General features: G+C 45.1%; 22 protein-coding genes. 9 read left to right on the forward strand and 13 right to left on the reverse strand.

Annotation, left to right across the window (positions count from 1 at the left end; genetic code table 11):
• Nucleotides 1-212: 212 nt before the first annotated feature.
• Nucleotides 213-4,106, reverse strand: coding sequence for a phosphoribosylformylglycinamidine synthase (gene purL / locus N5E84_RS08745; protein WP_069212018.1), 3,894 nt, complete (start codon nucleotides 4,104-4,106; stop codon nucleotides 213-215).
• A gap of 310 nt (nucleotides 4,107-4,416) precedes the next feature.
• On the opposite strand from purL, the gene mltF reads away from it, so the two are divergent.
• Nucleotides 4,417-5,955 (forward strand): membrane-bound lytic murein transglycosylase MltF, encoded by a 1,539-nt coding sequence (gene mltF, locus N5E84_RS08750; protein WP_019282955.1) that lies wholly within the window; start codon nucleotides 4,417-4,419, stop codon nucleotides 5,953-5,955.
• Nucleotides 5,956-6,164: 209 nt separating this feature from the next.
• Nucleotides 6,165-6,299: a hypothetical protein gene (locus N5E84_RS08755; RefSeq protein WP_254917022.1), complete on the forward strand. Its 135-nt coding sequence runs from the start codon at nucleotides 6,165-6,167 to the stop codon at nucleotides 6,297-6,299.
• Nucleotides 6,300-6,336: 37 nt separating this feature from the next.
• Here the strand turns inward: N5E84_RS08755 and tadA are convergent, their stop codons facing one another.
• Both tadA and N5E84_RS08765 read right to left on the reverse strand, forming a co-directional pair.
• A complete protein-coding gene (gene tadA, locus N5E84_RS08760) occupies nucleotides 6,337-6,852 on the reverse strand; it encodes a tRNA adenosine(34) deaminase TadA (RefSeq protein ID WP_170888572.1) in 516 nt (171 codons plus the stop codon).
• A gap of 20 nt (nucleotides 6,853-6,872) precedes the next feature.
• The gene (locus N5E84_RS08765) at nucleotides 6,873-7,760 is read right to left on the reverse strand and encodes a LysR family transcriptional regulator (RefSeq protein ID WP_017045589.1); all 888 of its coding nucleotides are present in this window, start codon (nucleotides 7,758-7,760) and stop codon (nucleotides 6,873-6,875) included.
• A 126-nt stretch (nucleotides 7,761-7,886) separates the two neighbouring features.
• Here N5E84_RS08765 and N5E84_RS08770 point away from each other — a divergent pair, with 126 nt between their 5' ends.
• Together N5E84_RS08770 and fghA are read left to right on the forward strand one after the other, a co-directional pair.
• A complete protein-coding gene (locus N5E84_RS08770; RefSeq protein ID WP_017045590.1) occupies nucleotides 7,887-9,020 on the forward strand; it encodes an S-(hydroxymethyl)glutathione dehydrogenase/class III alcohol dehydrogenase in 1,134 nt (377 codons plus the stop codon).
• Nucleotides 9,021-9,071: 51 nt separating this feature from the next.
• Nucleotides 9,072-9,914 (forward strand): S-formylglutathione hydrolase, encoded by an 843-nt coding sequence (fghA, locus tag N5E84_RS08775; RefSeq protein WP_019282956.1) that lies wholly within the window; start codon nucleotides 9,072-9,074, stop codon nucleotides 9,912-9,914.
• 63 nt (nucleotides 9,915-9,977) lie between these two features.
• On the opposite strand, the gene N5E84_RS08780 is transcribed toward fghA, so the two are convergent.
• From N5E84_RS08780 to N5E84_RS08800, 5 genes are all read right to left on the reverse strand, one after another.
• The gene (locus tag N5E84_RS08780; RefSeq protein WP_232513686.1) at nucleotides 9,978-11,468 is read right to left on the reverse strand and encodes an AbgT family transporter; all 1,491 of its coding nucleotides are present in this window, start codon (nucleotides 11,466-11,468) and stop codon (nucleotides 9,978-9,980) included.
• 325 nt (nucleotides 11,469-11,793) lie between these two features.
• Nucleotides 11,794-12,207, reverse strand: coding sequence for a prepilin-type N-terminal cleavage/methylation domain-containing protein (locus tag N5E84_RS08785; RefSeq protein WP_019282958.1), 414 nt, complete (start codon nucleotides 12,205-12,207; stop codon nucleotides 11,794-11,796).
• Nucleotides 12,197-13,504, reverse strand: coding sequence for a hypothetical protein (locus N5E84_RS08790; RefSeq protein WP_081245116.1), 1,308 nt, complete (start codon nucleotides 13,502-13,504; stop codon nucleotides 12,197-12,199). Before N5E84_RS08790 ends, N5E84_RS08785 begins: the two co-directional genes overlap by 11 nt.
• Nucleotides 13,495-14,163 carry a PilW family protein gene (locus N5E84_RS08795; RefSeq protein ID WP_019282959.1) on the reverse strand — a complete coding sequence of 223 codons (669 nt, stop codon included), beginning with the start codon at nucleotides 14,161-14,163 and terminating at the stop codon, nucleotides 13,495-13,497. Before N5E84_RS08795 ends, N5E84_RS08790 begins: the two co-directional genes overlap by 10 nt.
• The gene (locus tag N5E84_RS08800; RefSeq protein ID WP_017043370.1) at nucleotides 14,141-14,641 is read right to left on the reverse strand and encodes a GspH/FimT family pseudopilin; all 501 of its coding nucleotides are present in this window, start codon (nucleotides 14,639-14,641) and stop codon (nucleotides 14,141-14,143) included. Before N5E84_RS08800 ends, N5E84_RS08795 begins: the two co-directional genes overlap by 23 nt.
• A gap of 102 nt (nucleotides 14,642-14,743) precedes the next feature.
• Here N5E84_RS08800 and N5E84_RS08805 point away from each other — a divergent pair, with 102 nt between their 5' ends.
• Nucleotides 14,744-15,175, forward strand: coding sequence for a type IV pilin protein (locus N5E84_RS08805; protein ID WP_029388390.1), 432 nt, complete (start codon nucleotides 14,744-14,746; stop codon nucleotides 15,173-15,175).
• Between the two features lie 109 nt (nucleotides 15,176-15,284).
• Here N5E84_RS08805 and dnaJ read toward each other — a convergent pair whose 3' ends face one another.
• The 3 genes from dnaJ to grpE form a co-directional block, all read right to left on the reverse strand.
• The gene (dnaJ, locus tag N5E84_RS08810; RefSeq protein WP_029388391.1) at nucleotides 15,285-16,427 is read right to left on the reverse strand and encodes a molecular chaperone DnaJ; all 1,143 of its coding nucleotides are present in this window, start codon (nucleotides 16,425-16,427) and stop codon (nucleotides 15,285-15,287) included.
• A 286-nt stretch (nucleotides 16,428-16,713) separates the two neighbouring features.
• Nucleotides 16,714-18,621 (reverse strand): molecular chaperone DnaK, encoded by a 1,908-nt coding sequence (dnaK, locus tag N5E84_RS08815; RefSeq protein ID WP_013857431.1) that lies wholly within the window; start codon nucleotides 18,619-18,621, stop codon nucleotides 16,714-16,716.
• A gap of 344 nt (nucleotides 18,622-18,965) precedes the next feature.
• Nucleotides 18,966-19,565, reverse strand: a complete 600-nt coding sequence (gene grpE / locus N5E84_RS08820) for a nucleotide exchange factor GrpE (RefSeq protein ID WP_038148829.1) — start codon at nucleotides 19,563-19,565, stop codon at nucleotides 18,966-18,968.
• Between the two features lie 142 nt (nucleotides 19,566-19,707).
• Here grpE and nadK point away from each other — a divergent pair, with 142 nt between their 5' ends.
• The 4 genes from nadK to bamE all read left to right on the forward strand — a co-directional run bounded on the left by nadK (nucleotide 19,708) and on the right by bamE (nucleotide 25,144).
• Nucleotides 19,708-20,592 carry an NAD(+) kinase gene (nadK, locus tag N5E84_RS08825; protein WP_019282962.1) on the forward strand — a complete coding sequence of 295 codons (885 nt, stop codon included), beginning with the start codon at nucleotides 19,708-19,710 and terminating at the stop codon, nucleotides 20,590-20,592.
• Nucleotides 20,593-21,227: 635 nt separating this feature from the next.
• Nucleotides 21,228-22,646 carry a tryptophanase gene (gene tnaA, locus N5E84_RS08830; RefSeq protein WP_017043367.1) on the forward strand — a complete coding sequence of 473 codons (1,419 nt, stop codon included), beginning with the start codon at nucleotides 21,228-21,230 and terminating at the stop codon, nucleotides 22,644-22,646.
• A gap of 329 nt (nucleotides 22,647-22,975) precedes the next feature.
• On the forward strand, nucleotides 22,976-24,640 hold the full coding sequence (recN, locus tag N5E84_RS08835) for a DNA repair protein RecN (protein ID WP_029388392.1): 1,665 nt from the start codon (nucleotides 22,976-22,978) through the stop codon (nucleotides 24,638-24,640).
• Between the two features lie 144 nt (nucleotides 24,641-24,784).
• On the forward strand, nucleotides 24,785-25,144 hold the full coding sequence (gene bamE, locus N5E84_RS08840) for an outer membrane protein assembly factor BamE (protein ID WP_029388393.1): 360 nt from the start codon (nucleotides 24,785-24,787) through the stop codon (nucleotides 25,142-25,144).
• 111 nt (nucleotides 25,145-25,255) lie between these two features.
• On the opposite strand, the gene N5E84_RS08845 is transcribed toward bamE, so the two are convergent.
• Nucleotides 25,256-25,558, reverse strand: a complete 303-nt coding sequence (locus N5E84_RS08845) for an RnfH family protein (RefSeq protein ID WP_010319507.1) — start codon at nucleotides 25,556-25,558, stop codon at nucleotides 25,256-25,258.
• Nucleotides 25,558-25,989 (reverse strand): SRPBCC family protein, encoded by a 432-nt coding sequence (locus N5E84_RS08850; RefSeq protein ID WP_017049442.1) that lies wholly within the window; start codon nucleotides 25,987-25,989, stop codon nucleotides 25,558-25,560. Before N5E84_RS08850 ends, N5E84_RS08845 begins: the two co-directional genes overlap by 1 nt.
• Between the last annotated feature and the right edge of the window lie 80 nt (nucleotides 25,990-26,069).

The raw sequence follows: 26,069 nt of genomic DNA on the forward strand, positions 1-26,069 counted from the left end.
ATTACTCATCAACGTTTGTCGCGCGCCATTATATTATATGGCGGCGGATGTTGAACACCATCCCTTGGTAAGCGCGGCATTAGAGCACAAATTACAATTTTTTTCTGCATTTTTTACAAAAAATTCATCCTCAAAGTAAACAAAAAAGCCGCTGAGTTGCAGCGGCTGGAATAACAAGACTAAGTCGTTTCTCTCACTGGCGACAAGGTGAGTTACCCTAAGTTCTTACGTGCATTTTGGAACATACGCATCCATGGACTGTTTTCCCCCCAAGAATCAGGATGCCAAGAGTTCGCTACCGTGCGGAACACGCGCTCTGGGTGCGGCATCATGATCGTCACACGGCCATCTTGAGTCGTTAAGCCTGTAATGGCATTTGGTGAACCATTTGGGTTGTTCGGATATTGCTGCGTGGCATGGCCGTTGTTATCCACAAAACGCAGCGCAACGGTGCCTGATTGTTCAATCGCCGTTAAATGTGCCGTATCACGAACTTCAACGCGCCCTTCGCCATGCGAAACCGCAATCGGCATGCGCGAGCCAGCCATCTCATTAAAAAACAGTGAATCAGATTGCTGCACTTCCACTAAGCTAAAGCGCGCTTCAAAACGCTCTGATTCATTGCGCACAAAACGCGGCCATAAATCCGCACCAGGGATTAACTCTTTCAAATTCGACAGCATTTGACAGCCGTTACACACTCCTAGCGAGAAAGTATCTTCACGTTGGAAGAAACTTTGGAACTGTTCACGAGCTTGTACATTAAACAGCACTGATTTCGCCCAGCCTTCGCCCGCGCCCAATACGTCACCATAAGAGAACCCACCACATGCGACGAGGCCTTGGTACTCTTCAAGCACCGCTTGACCCGTTAAGATGTCGCTCATGTGTATATCGGTTGTTTCAAAGCCTGCGCGATCAAACGCTGCCGCCATTTCAACGTGTGAGTTAACCCCTTGCTCGCGCAAAATAGCCATTTTTGGCTTCACGCCTTTAGCAATATACGGTGCCGCAACATCTTGTTGCACGTCAAAGCTCAAACTGACGTTAAGACCTTTATCACTGTTATCTTGTTTTGCTGCAAACTCTTGATCCGCGCACTGCGGGTTATCGCGTAGCGCTTGCATCTTATGCGTAGTTTCAGCCCAAATGGTGCGAAGTTCGGTGCGGTTACGCACAACAATAGGTTGTTCACCAGCGGTAATGGCTAGTTCATCAGAAGCGTCAACACGACCGATAACGTGTGAACACGCTTGTAAACCATGCGCCGTTAGCGTCGAGATCACCGTCTCTAAATCGTGGTGACGAACTTGAATGACTGCGCCCAGCTCTTCATTAAATAACGCGGCCAATGCATCACCCAGCGCGGCAATATCGGCTTTCACGCCACAATGACCAGCAAAGGCCATTTCAGCTAGAGTGACGAATAAACCACCGTCACCTTTATCGTGATAGGCGATAATCTGCTGATTGGCGACCAAGGTTTGGATCGCCTCATAGAAGGCTTTAAGCTGCGCCGCATTATCTACGTCTGCGGGTTTATCACCCAACTGTTTGTAGACTTGTGCTAACGCCGTTGCGCCCAAGCGATTCTTACCATTACCTAAATCAATCAAAACCAGGGCGGTTTCACCCTTATCGGTTCTTAACTGAGGGGTGATGGTGTTACGCACATCTTCAACACGAGCAAATGCCGTGATCACCAATGATAGCGGAGAGGTCACTTCTTTTTGTTCGCCATTCTCATCCCACTTGGTCTTCATCGACATCGAATCTTTACCCACAGGGATAGTCAGGCCGAGCGCAGGACAAAGCTCTTCACCGACCGCTTTTACTGCCTCATACAAACCAGCATCTTCACCTGGGTGACCCGCTGGTGACATCCAGTTCGCCGACAACTTAATGTGTTTGATATCACCGATATGGGTAGCGGCAATGTTGGTGATCGCTTCGCCCACGGCTAAGCGTGCCGATGCCCCAAAATCCAGCAAGGCAACTGGCGTGCGCTCCCCCATCGACATCGCTTCGCCATGGTAAGTATCATAACTTGCCGCGGTAACCGCGCAGTTTGCTACTGGCACTTGCCATGGACCAACCATTTGGTCACGAGCAACCAAGCCAGTGACGGTTCGGTCACCAATGGTGATGAGGAAGGTTTTTTCTGCAACCGCAGGGAGACGCAGTATACGATCAATCGCTTCGTTCAATTCGATATCACGGCGATCAAGTGCTGGATTATTAACTTTCAGCGTCTTCACATCGCGATACATTTTAGGTGTTTTGCCAAGCAATACGTCCATCGGCATATCAATTGGCGTATTACCGAAATGTGAATCTTCCAATTTCAGTTCACGCTCTTCAGTGGCAATGCCCACAACAGCATAAGGCGCGCGCTCACGTTGGCAAATGGCATCAAAGCGCGCCATGTTTTCTGGCGCTACAGCCAGCACGTAACGCTCTTGTGATTCATTACACCAAATTTCAAGCGGGCTCATTCCCGGCTCATCGTTAGGCACATCACGCAGTTGGAAAATACCGCCACGTTCGCCATCATCAACAAGCTCAGGCAATGCGTTTGAGATACCACCAGCGCCCACATCATGGATAAAGGCGATCGGATTCGCCTCACCGAGTTGCCAGCAGCGATCAATCACCTCTTGGCAGCGACGTTCCATCTCTGGGTTTTCACGCTGTACCGACGCAAAATCAAGATCTTCCGCAGATTGACCAGATGCCATAGAAGAAGCGGCGCCCCCACCAAGGCCAATGTTCATTGCCGGACCACCGAGCACAATTAAGCTCGCGCCAACAGGGATCTCTTTTTTCTGCACATGCTCGTCGCGGATATTCCCCATCCCACCAGCAATCATGATTGGTTTGTGATAACCACGCACTTCTTCACCAGCGTGAGAATTGACTTTCTCTTCGTAAGTACGGAAGTAACCTAGCAGGTTGGGACGACCAAATTCGTTGTTAAAAGCCGCCCCACCGAGCGGGCCTTCCAGCATAATATCGAGTGCCGTGACAATGCGTCCCGGTTTACCAAAATCCGTTTCCCAAGGCTGTACAAAATTAGGAATACGCAAGTTTGAAGTAGTAAAACCGACTAACCCGGCTTTAGGTTTTCCACCAATCCCCGTTGCACCTTCGTCACGAATTTCACCACCGGAACCCGTTGAAGCGCCCGGCCAAGGAGCAATCGCCGTCGGGTGGTTGTGTGTTTCCACCTTCATTAAAATATGCGCTTTTTCATGGTGATAACCATATTGGCGTGTCTCTGGATCAGGGAAAAAACGCCCAACTTCCGAACCCACCATGACGGCGGCATTATCTTTATAGGCAGACAGCACATGATCAGGAGTCACTTCATAAGTGTTTTTGATCATCTTAAACAGCGATTTATCTTGCTTAACGCCATCAATAGTCCAATCGGCATTGAAGATTTTATGGCGACAATGCTCAGAGTTTGCTTGAGCAAACATCATTAATTCGATATCGGTTGGATTACGCTCAAGCTTAGTGACGAAGCTTTCGAACAAATAATCAATTTCATCGTCAGCCAATGCAAGCCCAAGGGTAACGTTTGCTTTTTCAAGCGCTGCGCGGCCGCCATTCAGCAAGTCAACGTACGCCACTGGGGTAGGTTCTGCGACTTTGAACAGTGCTGTTGCCGATTCGAAATCGGTAAACACGACCTCCATCATTCGGTCATGAATAATTGTTTGGATCGTGTTGATTTGCTCGGCAGAAAGTGCGACTTCGGATTCAATATAATAAGCCGTACCCCGCTCTAAACGCTTCACATCCACTAAACCACAATTGTGTGCAATATCTGTTGCTTTGGAAGACCAAGGAGAAATAGTGCCCGGACGAGGCGTCACAAGCAGAAGAAGACCTTGTGGCTCATGGTCTTGAATGGTTGGACCATAAGTGAGTAGTTTCTCTAATTTTTCAAGGGATTGAGTGTCTAAATCCGCAGAGAGATCAGCAAAATGCATAAACTCCGCGTAAATACTCGATACAGGCAGTTGCTGTTCACGACAAAGTTCAACGAGTTTGTTAACACGAAACTCAGAAAGCGCTGGGGAGCCACGCAAAATTCTCATGTGCTTAGGTCTCTTATACAGTGGGTTGAAGTGTAATTGGAATAAATTCAAAATCATTAAAATACAATAATTTAATAAAATAAAACCGAATACATACCAATTTCACCTCGTCATTTCGGACGCATTATAAAGGAATTCTTTTTGTGACGTAACACCAAAAGCAACCGTTTGCGTCTTTTTTTGTCAAATTTGAAATACAGCCACATTAGCGTGGTCGCCGACACTTTTTCATCCGTTTTTGATCTGAAACTTTGCCAATATGGCCGCCTTTGATATAAAGGCAGTAATTGATGTAAGAGATCGCTCATAAATGCCAAAGTATTATCTGATTCAGCTTCATCGCTCATTGTCCATTTTCCTACTCACTCTTTTTGTCGTCGGTTGCCAAATCGATTCAGATCCTAAAAGCGAGCTTGACCATATTCGTGAACGTGGCGTATTGCGAGTGGGTACGTTGAACAATCAACTCTCCTACTACATTGGCCCAGATGGCCCTGCAGGGCTGGACTACGAACTAGCACGCGAATTTGCCAATCAGCTTGGGGTTAAACTAGAGATGAAACCCGCTTATCGGTTGTCTAGTCTCTTTCCTGCACTGAAAAATGGGGAAATCGACGTTGTTGCAGCGGGGTTAAGTCAATCGAATCAACGCTTGAATGAGTACAGAACAGGGCCCGCTTATTACTATGTCAGCCAACAAGTCGTCTATAAGAAAGGCAACTGGCGTCCAAGAAATTTAAAACAATTACTGGAAAAACAACCGGAACTGATTGCTGGGCATGAAGGTGACAGCGTTTTTTCTATCGTGAATGAATCCCACTTTGAAAATACGCTCAGCGACATTAAACAGATCTACCCAGAGTTTCAGTACAATGTGAATAATAACGCCGACGTTAACGACCTTTTAAAACAGGTTTCGAATGGCGAACTGCTATTTACCATGGCTGATTCGGTCGAAGTCTCGTTGTCGCAGCGAATCTACCCTGACTTAGCCGTCGCCTTTGAATTAACTGAAGATCAGCCTATCGCTTGGTATATGCGTCGTTCTGAAGATGAAAGCTTATACGCCTTGATGATTGAGTTTTTTGGCAACCTTAAACAATCTGGTCAATTAGCGGCCTTGGAAGAGAAATATATTGGTCACGTGGGCACGTTTGATTATGTCGATACGCGCGCCTTTATTAGAGCACTCGATGTCCGCTTACCAAAATGGGCCCCTCTTTTCCAACAATATTCTGACGAGTTTGATTGGCGATTGATTGCCGCCTTAGCTTATCAAGAGTCTCACTGGAATCCGTTAGCTAAATCCCCCACTGGGGTCCGCGGTATGATGATGTTGACTCTCCCTACGGCAAGAAGTGTTGGTGTCGCCAATCGACTCGATCCGGAACAATCGATTCGTGGTGGTGTCGAATACCTGCGTCGGATGGTACAGCGTATACCAGACTCCATCCCAGAACATGAGAAAATTTGGTTTGCTCTCGCTTCCTATAACGTCGGCTATGGGCATATGATGGATGCAAGACGCTTAACCAAGCAACAAGGTGCGAACCCTGATTCATGGACTGAAGTCAAAGAACGCCTCCCTCAACTGAGACAAAAGAAATACTTCAGCCAGACTCGATATGGCTACGCGCGAGGTGACGAAGCCAAGGCCTACGTTGAAAATATTCGTCGCTATTATCAAAGCATTATTGGCCATGTTGATCAACAAAAGCAGATAGACAATAGTTCAGGTACTGATGATTTGGTTGTGATCAGTATTGAGGAGGAGGAAGCCGCGTTAGAAGCTATGGAATCGGCCGATGAGGCGCAGGATAATCAGTATCTCGACCCCATAGCTCAATAAGCATAACAATAGCTAAATCTTCCACGTTGAACAAAAATTGCACACTTGATTTCCAAGTGTGCAGCCCATACATCAAAACGTGAAAAAGATCGTTCCCTAAGTTTCATATTATGGTAACAATCCTGCACTATAAAGGCAGATTAAGATTGTCATAAGGCACCCTAAACCATTAGGGATCATTGTCAAAACTCAGCAGTAGGAGGTTGTTTATGCTTAAACGTAAAAAGCTATCAAAACACCTTAATAAAACGGTGGCAGCGAACCGTCGTAAACGTATGTTATCCAATAATAAAAAGAAAATTATCTGGCGTAACCGTGCATTTATGCAATTAATCTCTGCTTAACCTTCAGCGGCAAACATCTACTCAAAGTGGATGTTTGCTAAAGCCCATCACTCTGTTGCTTATTCCGCTGTTTTTCCGCCTGTATCTCTGCGCGTCTTCGTCTAAAAAAAGATTGCAGTTGCTCCCGACACTCCTCTTCTAACAATCCTTTATCGACCGTCGCGTAATGATAGGAGGCTTGGCTTTCAAATAAATTCAGCACCGTACCGGCCGCCCCAGCTTTGAGATCTGGAGCGCCAAAGACAATCCTTTTGACTCGGCTATGCAGCAGTGCGCCTGCGCACATTGGACAGGGCTCTAAAGTGACGTATAAGGTAGTATCTAGCAAACGATAATTTTGTAACCGTTGACCTGCTTGACGCAAAGCCTGAATTTCAGCGTGCGCTGTCGCATCATGTTGACCAATAGAGGCATTCCAACCTTCAGCAATGATTTCGCCATCTTTAACAAGCACAGCGCCCACAGGCACTTCACCTGCTTGTTCTGCAAGATTGGCAAGCGCGATGGCTCGGCGCATAAACTTTTGATCTTGAACGGTAAACTGTGTATTCATATATCCTATTTTCTCTTTCACTAGCCTTTGCCGTTAGCGGACGATAGCCGTTCTGCCAGAAAATCCACCAGCAGCCTAACTTTTGAGGACAAATGGCGATTTTGTGGGTATAAGGCCCATACACCTTCACGATCATCTCGGTACTGATGCAACACTTCTTGCAACTCACCCGAGAGCAAATACGGCTCTACATAATAGTCGGGCAATTGTACGATTCCAATCCCTTGCAACGCGGCATTCAATAACGCCACACCGCTGTTGCATTTAATTTTTCCTTTAACACCGATTTCACGAGAGCGTTGCTGATCCTTAAATCGCCAATAGTTCATAGTACCTTGTAAACATTGGTGATGAACCAACTCTGACAATGAATAGGGGGTGCCATATTTCACCAAATAGTCAGGGCTAGCGCAGACAAACAGTTGTCGGTTGGATAACTTTTTGCCAATAAAACTCGAATCATCCAACTGCCCTAATCGTACGGCGACATCAATTCCTTCAGCAATCAGATCCAATTTTTGGTTAGTGAGTATCAGTTCCAACTCCAATTGAGGATGTAACTGTAAAAACTCATGCAGCAAAGGCGCGACTTTCTGCTCACCATAAGTCACCGGAGCGGTCACTTTCAGTAAACCTGACGGCGTTTGCTGCATCTGCGTGACAGCAAGATCAGCCTGCGCTAAGCCTTCAACCAATTGCCGACACTGATGATAATAGAGTTGACCCGCTTCGGTCAGGGAGACTCGCCGCGTGGTACGTTGCAACAACTTTACCGCCAAACGCTCTTCTAATAGCGCAATACGTCGGCTGACATTCGCTACTGATGTCGATAGTTTATGCGCTGCTGCGGTAAAACTTCCAGTTTCAGCCACCGCAACAAATTCATGAATGCCTTCCCAACTCGCCATCTTAATTATTACTGATAAGTAAAAGTGATTCTTATTTTAGACCGATTATTAAATTTCAAGAAGGGAATATACTGTCACTCTCCCCAACTCACTTGAAACTTCAAGTAATGTGCAAAGGAAAATCTTATGTCATCACATCAATTCATTAAATCTCGCGCGGCGATTGCGTGGGGGCCAAATCAACCACTAAAAGTCGAGGAGGTTGACGTTATGTTGCCCCAAAAAGGCGAAGTGTTGGTGCGTATTATTGCGAGCGGCGTTTGTCATACCGATGCCTTTACGCTATCTGGTGAAGACCCTGAAGGGATTTTCCCGGTTATCCTCGGCCACGAAGGCGGCGGTATCGTTGAGAGGATTGGTGAAGGGGTAACCAGCGTCGAGGTAGGAGATCATGTCATTCCCTTGTACACCGCAGAGTGTGGTGAATGCAAATTCTGTAAATCAGGTAAAACTAACCTGTGCCAAGCAGTACGTGAAACGCAAGGAAAAGGATTAATGCCTGATGGCACTACACGTTTCTATAAAGACGGCCAACCCATTTTCCACTATATGGGTTGCTCCACCTTTTCTGAGTATACCGTGTTGCCAGAAATTTCCTTGGCTAAGGTCAATAAAGCGGCGCCATTAGAAGAGGTCTGCTTGCTCGGTTGTGGTGTCACAACGGGCATGGGCGCGGTGCTCAATACAGCCAAAGTTAAACAAGGTGATACTGTGGCCATCTTTGGCCTAGGCGGCATCGGGCTTTCCGCCATTATTGGCGCAAGAATGGCCGGTGCCAGCCGTATTATTGGCATTGATATCAATGAGAGTAAGTTTGAGCTTGCTACTCAGCTTGGTGCAACGGACTGCCTGAACCCGAAAACTCTGACTAAGCCAATCCAAGAAGTGATTATTGAGATGACTGATGGCGGTGTTGATTTTTCTTTTGAGTGCATCGGTAACGTCAATGTAATGCGCCAAGCGTTAGAATGCTGCCATAAAGGCTGGGGAGAATCGGTCATTATTGGTGTGGCTGGCGCGGGCCAAGAAATATCAACTCGCCCTTTCCAATTGGTGACGGGCCGAGTATGGCGTGGTAGTGCATTTGGCGGCGTAAAAGGCCGCTCGGAACTGCCACACATTGTCGAGCGCTATCTGGCGGGCGAATTTGGTTTGCAAGAGTTTATTACCCATACCATGGGTTTAGAGGATATAAACCAAGCCTTTGATTTAATGCATAAAGGTGAAAGTATTCGTTCTGTGATTCATTTTGACCAATAAGCTTTAATAACCAGCCCTTTTTTCTTAAAGGGCTGGGTGGGGAAACTTGCTATGCACATTGAAAACATTAGCCAAGCCAAAGTATTTGAAGGCTGGCATGAACAGTACACGCACTCATCACAAGTACTAGGGTGCAGTATGCGTTTTGCTATCTATCTTCCACCTCAAGCGGCCTACCAATCGGTTCCGGTGTTGTATTGGTTATCCGGCTTAACATGCAGCGATGAAAATTTCATGCAAAAAGCTGGCGCATTTCAAAGCGCGGCTAAGCTCGGTATCGCGATTGTTGCCGCCGATACCAGCCCAAGAGGTGAAGGTGTTCCTGACGACCCGCAAGGAGCGTATGATTTTGGCCTTGGCGCAGGATTTTACCTCAACGCAACTCAAGCGCCTTGGGATAAGCACTACCAAATGTACAGCTACATTGTGCAAGAACTTCCAGCCTTAATAGAACAACATTTTCCCGTAAACCAACAGCGAGCGATTGCAGGACACAGTATGGGTGGCCATGGTGCGTTAACCATCGGATTGAAAAACCCTCAACGCTATCGCTCGATTTCAGCCTTTAGCCCGATAAGCAACCCAATACACTGCCCTTGGGGGCAAAAAGCATTTCGCCACTACCTTGGTAATAACCTGCAAGATTGGAAGCAATACGATGCGGTTGAATTGCTCACTACTCACTCATCATCCTTACCCATTTTGGTTGACCAAGGAGAGGAAGACCCGTTTTTACACGAACAGCTTAAACCTGAACGCTTACTCGCCGCTGCACAAGCGAGCAATAGCCCACTCTCGTTAAGAATGCATAAAGGTTATGATCACAGTTATTTTTTCATTCAAAGTTTCATTGATGATCACTTAACATTTCACGCGCAACATCTGCACAAATGAGATTGAAAAAGCCCGCGATACACTCGCGGGCTTTCAATTCAGACTCGATAAATAACGTTAACGCTACAAGCTGTATGTGTAAGGCGCTTGCACCCCTAGCGGAATACCAAAAGCCCAGTAAGCAAGCAGGAACAGCGTCCAACCAATCAGCATCGCAATGGAGAAAGGCATCATCATTGAAGCCAAGGTGCCAATGCCCGTCGATTTTACATAACGTTGGCAATACACCACGACTAATGGGAAGAAGACCATCAGTGGAGAGATAATGTTAGAAACCGAATCGCCCACGCGGTAAGCCGCTTGCGATAGCTCGGGAGAAATCCCTACCGCCATCAGCATAGGTACCAGAATTGGACCAATCAATGCCCATTTTGCCGAGGCCGAACCCACCAGAAAATTAACGCTAGCCGTGAGTAAAATCATCCCCACAATCGTTGCTTGGCCGGGTAAGTCCATCGCTTTTAGGCCTTCGGCACCATACAATGCCAACATAGTACCAATATTAGATTGACCAAACGCTGATAGGAACTGAGCACAGAAGAACGACATCACTATGTATGCGCCCATCGTAGCCATGGTGCCAGACATCGCTTTTATCACGTCATTACTGTTTTTAAAGGTGCCAGCCACTCGGCCATACACAATTCCCGGAATAATAAACAAGATAAAAATCAAAGGAACGATCGACTTCATCACTGGAGCAGAAAAGGCCGTTAGCTCACCATCAGGCGAACGCAGTGCTGAGTTTTCTGGGATCAAAGCCGCTACTAGTAATGCAATACCTACCACCATTGCCCAGCCAGAAAAACGAAATGCTCTCGATTCCGTTGCGCTGAATGTTCCTAGATCAGGCGCTATTTCCGCATCTTCATCGACAGGCATATTCGCTAGACGAGGTTCAATAATTTTCTCAGTCACATACCAACCAATCGCAACGATGATCACCGAAGATAAACCCGTGAAAAAAATGTTCGCCAGCGGATTCACTATGTATTGAGGATCCAAAATTTGTGCGGCGGTTTGTGTAAAACCAGCGAGCAAAGGATCAATACCAGAAGGGATAAAGTTCGCTGAAAAGCCACCAGAAACACCAGCAAATGCGGCTGCAATACCGGCCAGTGGATGACGCCCTGCCGCATGGAAAATAATCCCACCCAGAGGAATAACCAACACATAACCAGCATCAGCAGCCGTATGCGACACTATCGCCACCAAAATCAGCATCGGTGTCAGTAGTTTCGCTGGCGTGAAATTTAGCATTTTCTTAAGGCCTGTAGTGATAAACCCTGAAGAATCAGCCACTCCCACACCGAGCATGGCAACCAGCACGATACCTAGCGGCGCAAAGCTGGTGAATGTGGTCACCATATTGGCTAGAAAACTCGCGAGCGCTTTACCTGTCAGTAGGTTATTAACTTGCAGTTCTTCACCCGTTCGAGGGTTGGTCAAATCAAATGTCACATTCGATAACAGTGCCGATGAAACCCAAACAATAATCAGTGCCCAGAAAAACAAAATCGCAGGGTCAGGAATTTTATTTCCTGCACGTTCAATAAAATTTTAAAAGCGATCCATACCGCTCGGCTTCGGAAATGGTGCTTGTTTTACGACTTGGTTACTCATTCGTAACTCCATATGTGATGTTGCTGCTGTAGGCCTATATCAATTTATTTAGCCGACCTATTAATCGTCGGTTATTCTATAAAAAAGCCTCAACCAAAGCACAAGCTTCTACAGTTTTTTACAAAAACGGGGACATATTTTGCAAAAATAGCATTCCACCACAACAATCCAAACACATTCTTATGCTCTTTTTTCCTACAAATCAGTAACCAATTTGCAAAATCAAATATTTCATTTTTGTATAAGCATCGAGACGCTAATCAAACTCACTGAACTGCGAAATCATGGTTTTCAGCTCAACCGACTGCTTATTTCCCTGACGATCATGCCAATAGGACTCAATATAAATGGTTTTCAGTGAGCCCGATAAAGAGACCGTTGGTACTGACCAACTGAGTGTATAAAAGGGATGTGAGTTATCTTGTCCGTTAACAATATCACTATCAAAATTCGCTGGCGTGAGAGTAGAAATCGCGGCAGAAGCGCCACGGCTACGAAACCATTCCAACTTTTGTTCGGCCAAATGTAGTGCTTCGATACTATGAACGGCAAAATCCGCCTTTTGCTCAACCAACACTTGTAATTTGACCAAACCCATTGCCCCAACACCAATTAGAACAAACGATATCATTACTTCTATTAGGCTAAATCCTTGCTGCTTAGAGATCATTCCATGAACCTTTTTGCCATCTAGGTGGAACCGAAAAGGAAAAGCTGTTTTCAATATCACTGTTATATTGCAAACGTAGCGAGTTATAAAATAGTGCTATCTGACCTTGGGTATCAAAGGCCATTCCTCCGGTAAATTGAAAAGATCCCGACTGTAAGTAGGTAGCGTGCTTTGGCGTCAAGGTGGTAGCGCTGCCGTACAATGTTTTTATCGGTGCATCAAAATTAGCATTGAGATCCGCGATGAGTTCAGTATCAAATCCATTCCAATTTGCCGTATCAGCGGCAAATCCACTGTTAAAATGAAAGAGCACCCCTTGAATGCTGCCACTCCCTCGAATCCCTAACACGCCATTATGCACCAGCAAAAAAAGGTAAGTCCCAGGATGAGCATTTTGTATGGTTGACATTGTATCAATCGATGCTTGGTTCAGTTGACAACTGCCATCAATCCATACTTGATTCGGCTGACCAAGAACCAAAGCACCTTTAAATTTCGAAACACAATCAACATCACCACTGGTCATTGTGTAACTCAAGAACTTAAATTCAGTATCGTCGCGTGCTTTTTCCCATTCTCCCCGTTCGTAACCAAAGAGATCTTTAAATGGGTTTAGCGTTTCATCTCGGTAAATATCATTTTTGACATTGACTGCTTCATAAAGACCGCTACTATTTTTCCAAATACCGCTTTGTGAACTACTGTTCGTTTTATGCGTCGGCGCGCAATCGGCACTATTGTCAAAAACAGCGCTTGGTTTTTGAATAGCACTCCCAACACCATTATTTGTCACTCCCGCCGTAGCAATAACATATTTAGCAACGGCGATAGCCGCGCATTCATATTTCCCATCACTATTTTTGGGCCCGGGATCTGGTGGAGAAATAAGTGTAGAGCCAAACACTATTAAGTCTGAAGTAGAGCGAATGGCTCCTGGACTTCTCCCACGTTGAAACAGAATGTTCTTTTTCAACGTCGTCATTTGATACTGGGACATAAGTGTACTGGCGTTAGTAGGGTCTGCAGAGAGGTACGTTAACTCTAAATCGACACACAAGGTATTGAGGTTGTTGGGAATTGAACTATTTTTATTGTTCATAATATGGCTATAACCACACTCAAGCCCCCCTTCTGCTCGCCAATGCTGTTGCCTCGCTTGCACCTCATTTTGTGCTCGTTTGATCTGAAAAAAGAGCGAACGGTAGGAGCCTAATGCCACCACTAAAGCGAGCACCAACAAAAGCGTGGTGATCAATAACGTTACAGCGCCTTGCTGAGCTTGCTTCATTACTGCCAATTCCTTTGTTTTATTGCCACTCCAAATGATGTTGATACACGGCTATCCCCCACCAACTCTGCTGCCATAGAGATCGTCATGTAGGCTGAGCTCACACCATTCGCCGCTAATGATGCTCGCTGGGCTTGAAAATGAGTCACATTAATCTGGTTAGTGTCGAAAATAGCAGTGCAACCAGCCGTCGCTTGGGAAACGGTTTTGGCCCCTGAAATCACAGACGTCGGCCTGTCACAGACACCCAACGCGCCAGAAGTCATGACAAACCCAACATTTCTGATCTGTTTCGTTGCCCCCGTATCATCAAGGTAGGCATACGCGAGCGTTGATTGGTCGGCCGAAACAAAAACGATATCATCGCTATCCAATAACGTGAGTGAGTTACCATGACCGCCATCATAACCTGCACGTTGAATATCTTGTTTGAGGTATTGCAGCGTGCCCGTCACTTGTTGCAGTAGCAGTAGCTCCTTGCCTCTTTCGGTCGCTACCTTCTGCCCAGTGATGAATACAGAGCCGATAATGGCTATCGCAATCAAGCCAAGCATGGATGCCACCATGAACTCAATTAACGTTGCCCCCATCTGCTTGGTTTCAGCGATATGAGCTTTATAGGCATGCTTTTTTGCTCTCGGTATGTTAGCTGCACTGCTTAAAACCAAAATAGTCTCCTCCATTACCACATAGGCGCATTCGTCCTGAAGGTCTATAGGTCGTGAATTTGAGTGCACCTTGGTGTGTTGAAAAATCAAGGCTCCCATTTACAGCTCGGCCATTAATGGCTTCAAAATGGATCTGATTTGACGGGTAATTCACCCCCAATTCAATATTGCGATAAGGTTGCCCCGATAGCGATGAAATCACTTGCCCCCCGGGATAGGTTCCTGAATTAGTCAGCACGATTTGCCATTCACCTTGGCTATTAACCGAACCCGACATGACAATATGCGCCCATAGCGGCTGCTTTCTCATTACTGCTTCCGAACGGGCGCTCATCATCAAGCCATTAATCTCACCCGCTAAACGTTGCATCTTTTGCGTATCACTGACTTGTTTGAAATTGGGAGCCGCTATCGTGAGTAAAATAGACAAAACGGAAACCGTGATAAGCAGCTCAAGTAAAGTAAACCCGCGAGCCATTTCCCAAATTCCTATGTAATTAAAATATGAAACAAAATTCACCTTGCGCGAATGCTATCACCTAATAAAAATAGCGGGTAAATCAACAAGGAACTCCACGTGATGATTCGAAATTCTAAATGCAACAACCACAACCGGCGGTCGTTCGGGATGACATTGATCGAATTATTGATTGCGGTTGTGATTATTGGCGTACTGTCTGCAATCGCTTATCCAAGTTATACCAAGCACGTTTTAAAAGGACACCGAACCACCGCTCTCGCCGATATGGGGAGAATTCAACTGGAACTGGAGCATCACTACGATAAGGGTTATGACTGGAGCGGGATCATTTCAGGGGGAAATTGCGTCATCTGTGAAAGCGATGCTGAACGCTATCAGTTTTCAGTCGCCAGCTCCGCAGCCAGTAGCTACACCATCACCGCGACGGCGCAGAGCACCAGAGGCCAAGACCAGGATGAATGTCTAACCAGCGATAAGGTCATGACATTGAAATCAACCAACGAATCAGCCCCAAGCGCATGTTGGAAATAGAACACCACAAAGGTTCAGTTTGTGAGGGGAGGACAAAGTCATCCTGTATCTGGAACGAATAAGGCCTGCATTGCAGGCCTTATTGGATAGATAATAATTCAACAGTGAATTAGCTGGTTAAATCATCGAAGAACTTTTTCACGCCATTAAAGAAACCTTCAGATTTAGGCTTATGCTTATTTGCCGCTTCACCACCGCAAGTTTCTTCAAATTCACGTAATAGTTCTTTTTGACGCGCGCTCAGTTTCACAGGTGTTTCAACCACGAGTTTGACAACCAAATCACCGATCGCCCCACCGCGTACGCCTTTCACACCTTTACCACGCATACGGAACATGCGCCCTGTTTGCGTCTCTTCTGGCACTTTCAAGTTTACACGACCATCGAGTGTTGGAACTTCAACTTCACCGCCAAGTGCCGCCATAGCAAAACTTACAGGGACTTCACAGTATAAGTTATTGCCATCGCGTTCAAAAATGTGGTGCTCTTTGACGTGAACTTGTACGTACAAATCCCCCGCTGGAGCGCCCATTTCTCCTGCTTCACCTTCGCCAGATAAACGAATGCGATCGCCCGTATCCACACCGGCTGGAATTTTAACATTAAGCGTTTTGGTTTTTTGCTTACGCCCCTGTCCTTGACACACGTTGCATGGGTCTTTAATGATCTTACCTTTACCATGGCAAGTCGGACAGGTTTGCTGTACAGCAAAAAATCCTTGGCGCATCTGTACTTGGCCGTGACCATGACAGGTTCCACACGTTTGCGCAGACGAGCCTTTCTTCGCGCCAGTACCTTCACAAGAATCACAATGGACCAGTGTTGGCACTTCAATCTCTTTTGAACAACCACGAACGGCCTCTTCTAAAGACAGTTCCATGTTGTAACGTAAGTCAGCACCACGTTGTGCACGCGCTTGACCACCGCCCCGACGACCACCACCGAAAATGTCACCAAAGACATCACCGAAGATATCGCCAAAATCAGCACTGCCGCCACCAAAGCCGCCACCGCCCATTCCGCCTTGTTCAAAAGCAGCATGACCGTACTGATCATAAGCCGCTTTCTTTTGCGAATCGGTTAAAATTTCATACGCTTCTTTTACTTCTTTAAACTTGTCCGAAGCGCTGTCATCCCCTTGGTTTCTATCAGGGTGAAACTTCATTGCTAGGCGCTTGTACGCCTTTTTAATATCGCGCTCAGAGGCATCTCGGCCTACGCCTAATACTTCGTAAAAATCACGTTTTGACATCTTCTTCGTCACCAATTTGTTACCGCAAACGACACGCTGCCGCTTGGTGTTTATATCGACCTAACTAATGGCTCTAGATTCTAGTGAATTCAAACTAAAAAGACACTGTTAGTTAGATGGACACCAATGAGTTTTCATTAATTACAGACATACGGGCGTAAGAGTTACCCCAAACGCCCGCATCATACCGTTGATTTCATTCTTCTCTTAGAGAAGTTAGGGTGGGTTAAACTCGCGAGCCACCCAACCCTAGCCCTCCCCGTTTAAAAGGAGGGAACTCAATCAATTACTTTTTGTCTTCTTTGACTTCTTCAAACTCAGCGTCAACGACATCGTCTTCTGCAGACTGTTGTTGGCCTTCACCTGCTTGTTGTGCTTGAGCTTTTTGCTGAGCGATCTCCATCAGTTTTTGAGCAGCAGCCATAAGCGCTTGAACTTTAGCGTCGATCGCTTCTTTGTCTTCACCTTTCTTCGCTTCTTCAAGCTCAGTAATGGCCGCTTCAATCTTCACTTTATCGTCAGCCGGAAGAGCATCACCCGCTTCTTCAATTTGCTTACGAGTACCGTGAATCATTTGGTCCGCTTGGTTACGTGCTGTCGCTAACTCTTCGAACTTTTTGTCCGCTTCTTTGTTTGCTTCAGCTTCTTGGACCATTTTCTCGATTTCAGCATCGCTCAAACCGCCAGACGCTTGGATAGTGATCTTCTGCTCTTTGCCTGTTTGTTTATCTTTCGCAGACACGTGCAAGATACCATCCGCATCCAAGTCAAACACAACTTCAATTTGTGGCATGCCACGTGGTGCAGCTTGAATACCTTCTAGGTTAAATTGACCTAGCGATTTGTTGTACATGGCTTGCTTACGCTCACCTTGTAGAACATGGATCGTTACTGCGTTTTGGTTGTCTTCAGCGGTAGAGAATACTTGATTCGCTTTAGTTGGAATCGTTGTGTTTTTCTCAACCAACTTAGTCATCACGCCACCCATTGTCTCGATACCTAGAGACAGAGGCGTTACGTCAAGTAGCAGTACGTCTTTTACTTCACCCGCAAGCACACCACCTTGAATGGCCGCACCAACAGCAACCGCTTCATCTGGGTTAACATCTTTACGCGCTTCTTTGCCAAAGAATTCAGCCACTTTCTTCTGAACCATAGGCATACGAGTCTGACCACCCACAAGGATAACGTCAGTAATGTCGCCGACAGACAAGTCTGCATCAGCCAGCGCCACTTTCAGTGGCTCAAGCGAACGCTGAACAAGGTCTTCCACTAGAGATTCTAGTTTCGCACGTGTCACTTTCACGTTCATGTGCTTAGGACCAGCAGCATCAGCGGTGATGTAAGGCAAGTTCACATCTGTTTGTTGCGCTGATGACAACTCAATTTTCGCTTTTTCTGCGGCTTCTTTTAGACGCTGCATCGCAAGTGGATCAGTTTTTAGGTTGATGCCTTGCTCTTTTTTGAACTCATCAACGAGATAGTTGATCATGCGGTTATCAAAGTCTTCACCACCAAGGTGTGTGTCACCGTTAGTTGCTAGAACTTCGAATGTTTTCTCGCCTTCAACTTCATCGATCTCGATGATTGAAATATCAAATGTACCACCACCAAGGTCGTATACCGCGATAACGCGATCGCCACCTTGTTTGTCCAAACCATAAGCAAGTGCAGCCGCTGTTGGTTCGTTGATGATACGTTTTACTTCAAGGCCTGCAATACGACCTGCATCTTTCGTTGCTTGACGTTGTGCATCGTTAAAGTATGCAGGAACCGTAATAACGGCACCAGTAACTGGCTCACCAAGAAAATCTTCAGCTGTTTTCTTCATTTTCTTCAGAACTTCAGCTGAAACTTGAGGAGCGGCCATTTTTTGGCCTCTTGCTTCAACCCAAGCATCGCCATTATCAGCCTTCACGATTTTGTAAGGCATGATTTCAATATCACGTTGAACTTCTTCGTCTTCAAAACGACGACCGATCAAACGCTTAATTGCAAATAGCGTATTGGTTGGGTTTGTTACCGCTTGACGTTTTGCAGGCTGACCTACTAGCGTCTCACCATCTGTATATGCAATTACCGATGCAGTTGTACGTTCACCTTCAGCGTTTTCAATAACGCGAGGTTTGTCGCCATCTAAAACAGCAACACAAGAGTTAGTAGTACCTAAGTCAATACCAATGATTTTACCCATCAGGCTATCTCCAAATAAATTCTATTTTTGTTTTATGCTACCCCCTATGTGGGGGAGGGAGAACAGGGTTTCAACCCTTACTCACAAACTAAACAAGGATGTTCGTTTCTCGTATGCCCAATAAATAAGGTCACTCAGCACCTTTTCAAGGGCAAAATTGAAAAAAGTTATGATATTTCGACTAAACAGCGTAAATAACGACTTTTTCAATCCCGAAATCACTTAATGAAGGTTTCTATCTCGACATTAATCGATTTCGACATAAAAAAGAGAGGCGACGTACACCTCTCTTTGGCACTGAATAAATTAACGCCAATAAAGCATTTGGCTTATTTCGCAACTCTTTACTTTGATACCATGACCATCGCAGGGCGAATCACTCGGCCATTCAACTCATAGCCCTTTTGCATCACAAACATCACAGTGTTAGGTTCATGATCTGGGCTCTCTTGAATTGACATTGCTTGGTGCAATTCTGGGTTGAATGTTTCGCCTTCAGGATTAATCTCTTTCAGGCCAAACTTTTCAACTACGCCAATGAAAGTTTTGTGCGTCAGTTCCACACCTTCCACCAGCGGTTTCACTACTTCGTTCTCAGCGTCAGCAGCTTGAATCGTGCGCTCTAGGTTGTCTAACACTGGCAACAACTCTTCAGCAAAACGGCTCAACGCATATTTACGCGCTTTATCGATCTCTTGCTCTGAACGGCGGCGCATATTTTCAACTTCCGCTTTCGCTCTTAGCACCGAGTCTTTTTGCTCTTGAATTTTTGCTTCGCTCGACAGTAGCGCCGCTTCTAATTGCGCAATTTGGGACTCTTTCTCATCGACTTCAACTTGTTCGTTCCAATCGATATCCGCGTCAGTACCAACGACTTCAGCTTCTTGACCCACTACTTCTTGCTGTAGTTCTTCTTCTTTGATTTTGTTTTCTTCGTTGTTCATGATATCTCCAGAATCCAACTATTTTGCGCTTAACCTCCACAGTTCAAAAAGTTAAGCACACAAAAATTCGCACAAAGGCATAACTTGCCCTTATTATGGGGATGAACAATCCTGATTCAAGCCTAATTAGTTTGGAAAATTTATGAAAAAACCATTTGAAGTGATCGCTATCATTGGAAAACCAAGAGATCAACAAGCCATTCAAACACATAAAGAGCTTTACCAATGGCTAACTTCAATGGGATATCCGGTCTTTATTGATGATCGTCTCAGCGAAATATTGGAAGGTGTACCTGCGGAACATTTCGCTAGCCTGCTTGAAATCGGCAAAAAAGCAGACCTTGCGGTTGTGGTTGGGGGCGATGGCAATATGCTCGGTGCCGCACGCGTATTATCACGCTTCGACATTTCCGTGATTGGGGTGAATCGTGGCAATTTAGGATTTTTGACCGATCTCAACCCAGAAGATTTTCAACCAAGGCTACTTGCAGTACTCAATGGCGAATATTTAGAAGAGCAACGCTTCTTACTGGAAACAGAAATTCATCGCCACGGGCAAGTCAAAAGCCATAATGCAGCGCTTAATGAAGCCGTATTACACCCCGGCAAAATTGCACATATGATTGAATTTGAAGTCTATATAGATAATAGCTTCGCTTTTTCTCAACGCTCCGATGGCCTTATCGTTTCTACCCCAACGGGCTCTACCGCTTATTCACTTTCTGGCGGCGGGCCGATTTTATCCCCCAGTTTAAACGCCATTACACTGGTTCCCATGTTCCCGCATACCCTTTCAAGCCGCCCCTTAGTTGTGGATGGCAACCGCCAGATAAAACTGCTGGTTTCGCCTGATAATCGCGGAACACAGGAAGTTAGCTGCGATGGACAAGTATCCCTACCGGTTTCCCCCAGTGATGAAGTGCATATTTACCAAAGCCCAAATATTCTAAAGCTCATTCATCCTAAAGATTACAGCTACTATCACGTGCTAAGAAAGAAACTGGGTTGGTCGAGTAAATTGTTTTAAACCAACCTCTTCACCTTCTATTGACTGTCGACCTCGATTAATAATATCGAGGTCTTTTTTACAGGGAATCATTAATATTTAATGGGTTTTAAAATTTCTATTTATTTTCCATCATAAATTTACTTATCCTATAGCTGATTATTTGTGAGCCATGATTTATTCCATATTCAAGTTAAGGACTTCGATCACAATTATTATTTCTATCAATTTACTTACTAATCAACTTGGTTAAGAATCATTCCATCAGTCAACCAGCTATAACTCACCACGGATTTAGATATGAGTAAAAATCTAAAAATTCAAGATAAGTTATGGTCAAGCTCCCTAGCTTGGTACACGCACGACTATCAAATCTCAATTTTACCATCTTTTGCACACGCCTAGCCTGCTTGGTTGTTTCTGCATTCTTTCGAATCCATTAAACAATCAGCATCAACACTAAATCTATTTACATCGTTTTTCGATACTTGCATTCATCTTTATTAATTTAAAGTTGTTGCTTGGTTATTCTCAAATAGATTTATTTCACTCGAATTTTATCGCTAATTATTTGGCGCGATATTTTTCACTCTAAATATATAAAGGGTGTTGACTAATATCGCCTGACAAAAATTAAATTATTCAAAGGTATTATCATGGAAAACTTTAAACACTTACCAGAACCCTTCCGCATTCGTGTTGTTGAACCAGTAAAACGTACAACGCGTGAATATCGCGAAGAAGCCATCCTTAAAGCGGGTATGAACCCATTCCTTATCGATAGTGACGATGTGTTTATTGACCTTCTCACTGACAGCGGCACAGGCTCTATTACTCAAAGAATGCAAGCAGCAATGCTAATGGGTGACGAGGCTTACAGTGGCAGCCGCAGCTACTATGCGCTGGCGAATGCGGTGAAAGATATCTTCGGTTATGAGTTAACTATCCCAACTCACCAAGGCCGTGGTGCAGAGCAAATCTATATTCCTGTTCTAATTAAAAAGCGTGAGCAAGAAAAAGGCCTCGATCGTTCAAAAATGGTGGCGCTGTCTAACTACTTCTTCGACACCACTCAAGGTCACACTCAAGTTAACTGCTGTGTGGCGAAAAACGTCTATACCGAAGATGCGTTCGATACATCTGTCAATGCAGATTTCAAAGGTAACTTTGATATCGCGAAACTGGAAATGGCAATTGAAGAAGCAGGGCCTGCGAACGTACCTTACATTGTCAGCACGATTACTTGTAACTCTGCCGGTGGTCAGCCTGTCTCTATCGCTAACTTAAAAGCGGTATACGAGATTGCTCAACGCTACGATATTCCTGTCATCATGGACTCCGCGCGTTTTGCTGAGAATGCTTACTTTATTCAGCAACGCGAACCGGGTTATCAAAATTGGACTATCGAAGAAATCACTCGTGAAACCTATAAATACGCAGATGGTTTAGCCATGTCTGCTAAGAAAGATGCAATGGTTCAAATGGGCGGTCTGTTGTGTTTCAAAGATGAATCGATGATGGACACTTACACGGAATGCCGCACGCTTTGTGTGATTCAAGAAGGTTTCCCTACTTATGGTGGTCTTGAAGGTGGTGCAATGGAGCGTCTTGCTGTCGGTCTATACGATGGCATGCGTCAAGACTGGCTAGAGTACCGTATCGGCCAGGTTCAGTACCTTGTTGATGGCTTAGAAGCCATTGGGGTTGTGTGTCAGCAGGCTGGCGGCCACGCAGCATTCGTTGATGCAGGCAAACTATTACCTCATATCCCTTCGCATCAATTCCCAGCTCATGCTTTAGCCTGTGAACTCTACAAAGTAGCCGGTATTCGCGCGGTGGAAATCGGTTCGTTACTATTAGGCCGAGATCCTGCAACGGGTAAACAACACCCTTGTCCTGCTGAGTTGTTACGCCTAACCATTCCTCGTGCTACTTACACTCAAACGCACATGGACTTCGTTATCGAAGCATTTGGGAAAGTAAAGGAGAATGCCCATAACGTGAAGGGACTCGATTTCACCTACGAGCCACAAGTGCTACGCCACTTCACTGCCCGTCTAAAGGAAGTTGAATAATCACTAACTAAAGCGCGCCTAATTGGCGCGCTATTTCCTTCTAAATCGAGTAAAACAAAATCTATAAATTTAGCAGGCTTTTTTGTGAACCTCGTCAAACTATTTAATGAGCATTTAATAATCAATTCAAAACTAATTAACCCCATCGAATGAAGTAAAATTCACTAGAAAGCCAGAGCTATCAAGCAACATAAATCACTTCCTGTCGCATGCACTAAACTCAGCGCAGTTTACAATACTCATAGTTTTCTGACAGGCATCTTTACTGTATAAAAAAACAGTTTATACTGTTCACTTATACAGTGTTATTTGATTATATAGGTACAGAAATGCTGGCTCATTTAAGTGTGAATAATTTTGCTATTGTTAAATCATTGCAGTTAGAGCTTTCCAAAGGAATGACTACCATTACTGGCGAAACCGGTGCGGGTAAATCCATTGCAATTGACGCGCTCAGTTTATGTCTTGGTGGCCGTGCGGAAGCAGGAATGGTCAGGCAGGGTGAAGAAAAAACCGAAGTCAGCGCCGCCTTTATTTTGGACAATAACCTCAACGCCACGCGCTGGTTGGAAGACAATGACTTGCTCGACCAAAAAGAGTGTATTTTACGCCGAATCATCACCAAAGATGGCCGCTCTCGTGCCTTCATCAATGGCAGCCCTGTGCCTCTTTCACAACTCAAAGCTCTAGGTCAATTACTGATCAACATCCACGGTCAACACGCCCATCATCAACTGATGAAAAGTGAGTATCAAATGAGCATGCTGGACCAATACGCAGGTCACGTGAATCTTGTCAAAGAGACACGCTTAGCCTACCAAATGTGGCGTCAAGCAGATAACCAGCTCAATCAACTCAAAGAAAATAGTCAACAAAACCAAGCTCAAGTTCAACTGCTGGAATATCAAATCAAAGAACTCAATGAATTGGCGATTGGTGAAGAAGAGTTCACCGAACTCGAACAAGAGCACAGACGTTTAGCCAACAGTGGCGAGCTTGCTACCACTTGCCAGCAAGCCATTGAACTTATTTATGAGGGGCAAGAAGTCAATGCGCTAAGTTTGCTGCAGTCAGCCAACCACGCCTTGCTTGAACTGGCCGAGTTAGATGAAAAACTTGCCACCTTACCCAACATGGTGGCTGAAGCCATCATCCAACTCGAAGAAGCCAACAGTGAATTGCGAAACTATCTGGACAGTATCGATGTCGATCCTGAACGTATGGCTTATGTAGAAGAACGTTACTCTAAAGTGATGTCCATATCGCGCAAGCACTACATCGCTCCTGAAACGCTTTACCACCACCACCAAGATCTGCTCAAACAAATAGCGCAACTTGACTGCTCTGAAGATAAATTACAAGAACTGGAAAGTAACGTTGCCAAACAGTATCAGCAGTTTGCAACCTGTGCCGACAAACTGCATAAGTCTCGTAGCCGTTACGCGAAAGAGCTGGATAAATTAATCACCAATAGCATGCACGAACTGAGCATGGAAAAAGCCAAGTTCTGCATCGAAGTTAATCATGAAACAACGCATCCATCACCACTGGGTTTTGACACCGTAACCTTCTTAGTCTCGACCAACCCAGGTCAACCGCTGCAGCCTATCGCTAAAGTCGCGTCAGGCGGAGAACTGTCACGGATATCTCTAGCAATCCAAGTGATCACCGCTCAAAAAGTAGATACTCCTAGCCTTATTTTTGATGAGGTCGATGTCGGTATCAGTGGCCCGACAGCAGCGGTAGTCGGAAAAATGCTAAGAACATTAGGCGAATCAACTCAAGTACTGTGTGTGACTCACTTACCACAAGTGGCAGGTTGCGGGCACCAACAACTGTTTGTCAGCAAGCAAGCCAAAGCAGGAAAGACAGAAACACAAATGAAACGGTTAGACAATGAACAACGCGTCGCTGAACTTGCTCGCCTTTTAGGGGGTAGCCAAATCACCGAATCTACCCTTGCTAATGCAAAAGAACTGCTGATCGCCGCCTAAGCTGACATTTTTCTTTTTAGGTTTGCAACCAAACTCAAAATTTGCAGTCTCAACTAGCTCGTAGCTCAGTCTATTTTTTACTTCTGCTGCGAGCTTGTTTATTATCAGTCCAGTTTTACGACCTATTGGCAAAGAATTTTGAATATGCAGTTAAAAAAGTGGTTAATCGCAGTCCCTTTAGCAATGACAATGCTGACTGGATGCTCTTTATTAGAAAAACTCGTTTATCGTATTGATATTAACCAAGGCAACTACGTTGAACAGCAAGCCGTCGATCAACTCAAGTTCGGTATGAGCAAAGAACAGGTTAGGTTTGTCATGGGGTCGCCGATGCTTATTGAAAACGGTTATCCCGATACTTGGTATTACATTTATCACCACACGGAAGGCCACAAAGAATCGATACAGAAAAACCTGATTGCGACATTTAATACCGCAGGTGCTTTGATGGAAATCAGTGGCGACCACCCTCCTAGCGAACGGTTTTTTGAAGGCGTAAACTGAACGAAAACACGTTCAAACAAATGATACCCAAAGTGCACCTCACAATGAGTGACACTAACGGACAGGGCTCATAACGAGCCCTTTATCTTGCACCCAATACCGCAGCAACGTTTACTGTTGCGCTTTTGCCTGCTCGGCTCTCTTGCGACGGATCTCTTTAGGATCGGCCAATAACGGACGATAAATTTCAATGCGATCACGGTCTCTGACCGTCGAATCTAGCTTAACGTTACGACTAAAAATCCCGACCTTATTTTTTGATAAATCAATCTCTGGGTAGAGCTCAAGCACACCGGACTGTTGAATTATCGTTTCGACGGTTGAGTTTTTGTCTACCACCAAATTCAGTACTCTTTGCTCGTGAGGCAATGCATAGACTACCTCAACATGGATCATCTCAGATTCAATACTCATTACTGATACACCTGTTTCGCTCGTTTGGTAAATGCGTTAACCATATTACTGGTCAATTCATTGAATATCTTGCCAAAAGCCAATTCCACCATTTTGCTCGAAAATTCAAATTCCAGTTTAAGTTCAACCTTGCAGGCTTGTTCATCAAGTGCAGTAAAATACCAACCGCCTTTTAAAACCTTAAAAGGACCATCGACCAAATTCATCAAAATAGCTTCACTGGCCACCAACACATTCGACGTTGTGAACGTCTTACTTATCCCTGCCTTTGAAACATCCACCGAAGCCACCATCGACAAATCGGAAGATTCAATAACGCGAGAACCAGAACAACCTGGCAAAAATTCAGGATAACGAGCAACGTCATTCACGAGATTAAACATTTGTTCTGCACTAAAAGACACTAAAGCAGAACGACTGACTTGCTTCATATTCTCTCCTCATCACCACCGAAAGAGTCTGGTGTGTAACAATTTTACTTTTATTCTTATCCTACGCAAATAAAAGGATT

Origin of the sequence: Vibrio sp. J502 (assembly GCF_025397955.1) — a bacterium.
Lineage (GTDB): Bacteria > Pseudomonadota > Gammaproteobacteria > Enterobacterales > Vibrionaceae > Vibrio > Vibrio anguillarum.

Coding starts and splice junctions, on each gene's coding strand:
- purL (WP_069212018.1), bottom strand. CDS start 4,106: ATGAGAATTTTGCGTGGCTCCCCAGCGCTTTCTGAGTTTCGTGTTAAC.
- mltF (WP_019282955.1), top strand. CDS start 4,417: ATGCCAAAGTATTATCTGATTCAGCTTCATCGCTCATTGTCCATTTTC.
- N5E84_RS08755 (WP_254917022.1), top strand. CDS start 6,165: ATGCTTAAACGTAAAAAGCTATCAAAACACCTTAATAAAACGGTGGCA.
- tadA (WP_170888572.1), bottom strand. CDS start 6,852: ATGAATACACAGTTTACCGTTCAAGATCAAAAGTTTATGCGCCGAGCC.
- N5E84_RS08765 (WP_017045589.1), bottom strand. CDS start 7,760: ATGGCGAGTTGGGAAGGCATTCATGAATTTGTTGCGGTGGCTGAAACT.
- N5E84_RS08770 (WP_017045590.1), top strand. CDS start 7,887: ATGTCATCACATCAATTCATTAAATCTCGCGCGGCGATTGCGTGGGGG.
- fghA (WP_019282956.1), top strand. CDS start 9,072: ATGCACATTGAAAACATTAGCCAAGCCAAAGTATTTGAAGGCTGGCAT.
- N5E84_RS08785 (WP_019282958.1), bottom strand. CDS start 12,207: ATGATCTCTAAGCAGCAAGGATTTAGCCTAATAGAAGTAATGATATCG.
- N5E84_RS08800 (WP_017043370.1), bottom strand. CDS start 14,641: ATGGCTCGCGGGTTTACTTTACTTGAGCTGCTTATCACGGTTTCCGTT.
- N5E84_RS08805 (WP_029388390.1), top strand. CDS start 14,744: ATGATTCGAAATTCTAAATGCAACAACCACAACCGGCGGTCGTTCGGG.
- dnaJ (WP_029388391.1), bottom strand. CDS start 16,427: ATGTCAAAACGTGATTTTTACGAAGTATTAGGCGTAGGCCGAGATGCC.
- dnaK (WP_013857431.1), bottom strand. CDS start 18,621: ATGGGTAAAATCATTGGTATTGACTTAGGTACTACTAACTCTTGTGTT.
- grpE (WP_038148829.1), bottom strand. CDS start 19,565: ATGAACAACGAAGAAAACAAAATCAAAGAAGAAGAACTACAGCAAGAA.
- nadK (WP_019282962.1), top strand. CDS start 19,708: ATGAAAAAACCATTTGAAGTGATCGCTATCATTGGAAAACCAAGAGAT.
- tnaA (WP_017043367.1), top strand. CDS start 21,228: ATGGAAAACTTTAAACACTTACCAGAACCCTTCCGCATTCGTGTTGTT.
- recN (WP_029388392.1), top strand. CDS start 22,976: ATGCTGGCTCATTTAAGTGTGAATAATTTTGCTATTGTTAAATCATTG.
- bamE (WP_029388393.1), top strand. CDS start 24,785: ATGCAGTTAAAAAAGTGGTTAATCGCAGTCCCTTTAGCAATGACAATG.
- N5E84_RS08845 (WP_010319507.1), bottom strand. CDS start 25,558: ATGAGTATTGAATCTGAGATGATCCATGTTGAGGTAGTCTATGCATTG.
- N5E84_RS08850 (WP_017049442.1), bottom strand. CDS start 25,989: ATGAAGCAAGTCAGTCGTTCTGCTTTAGTGTCTTTTAGTGCAGAACAA.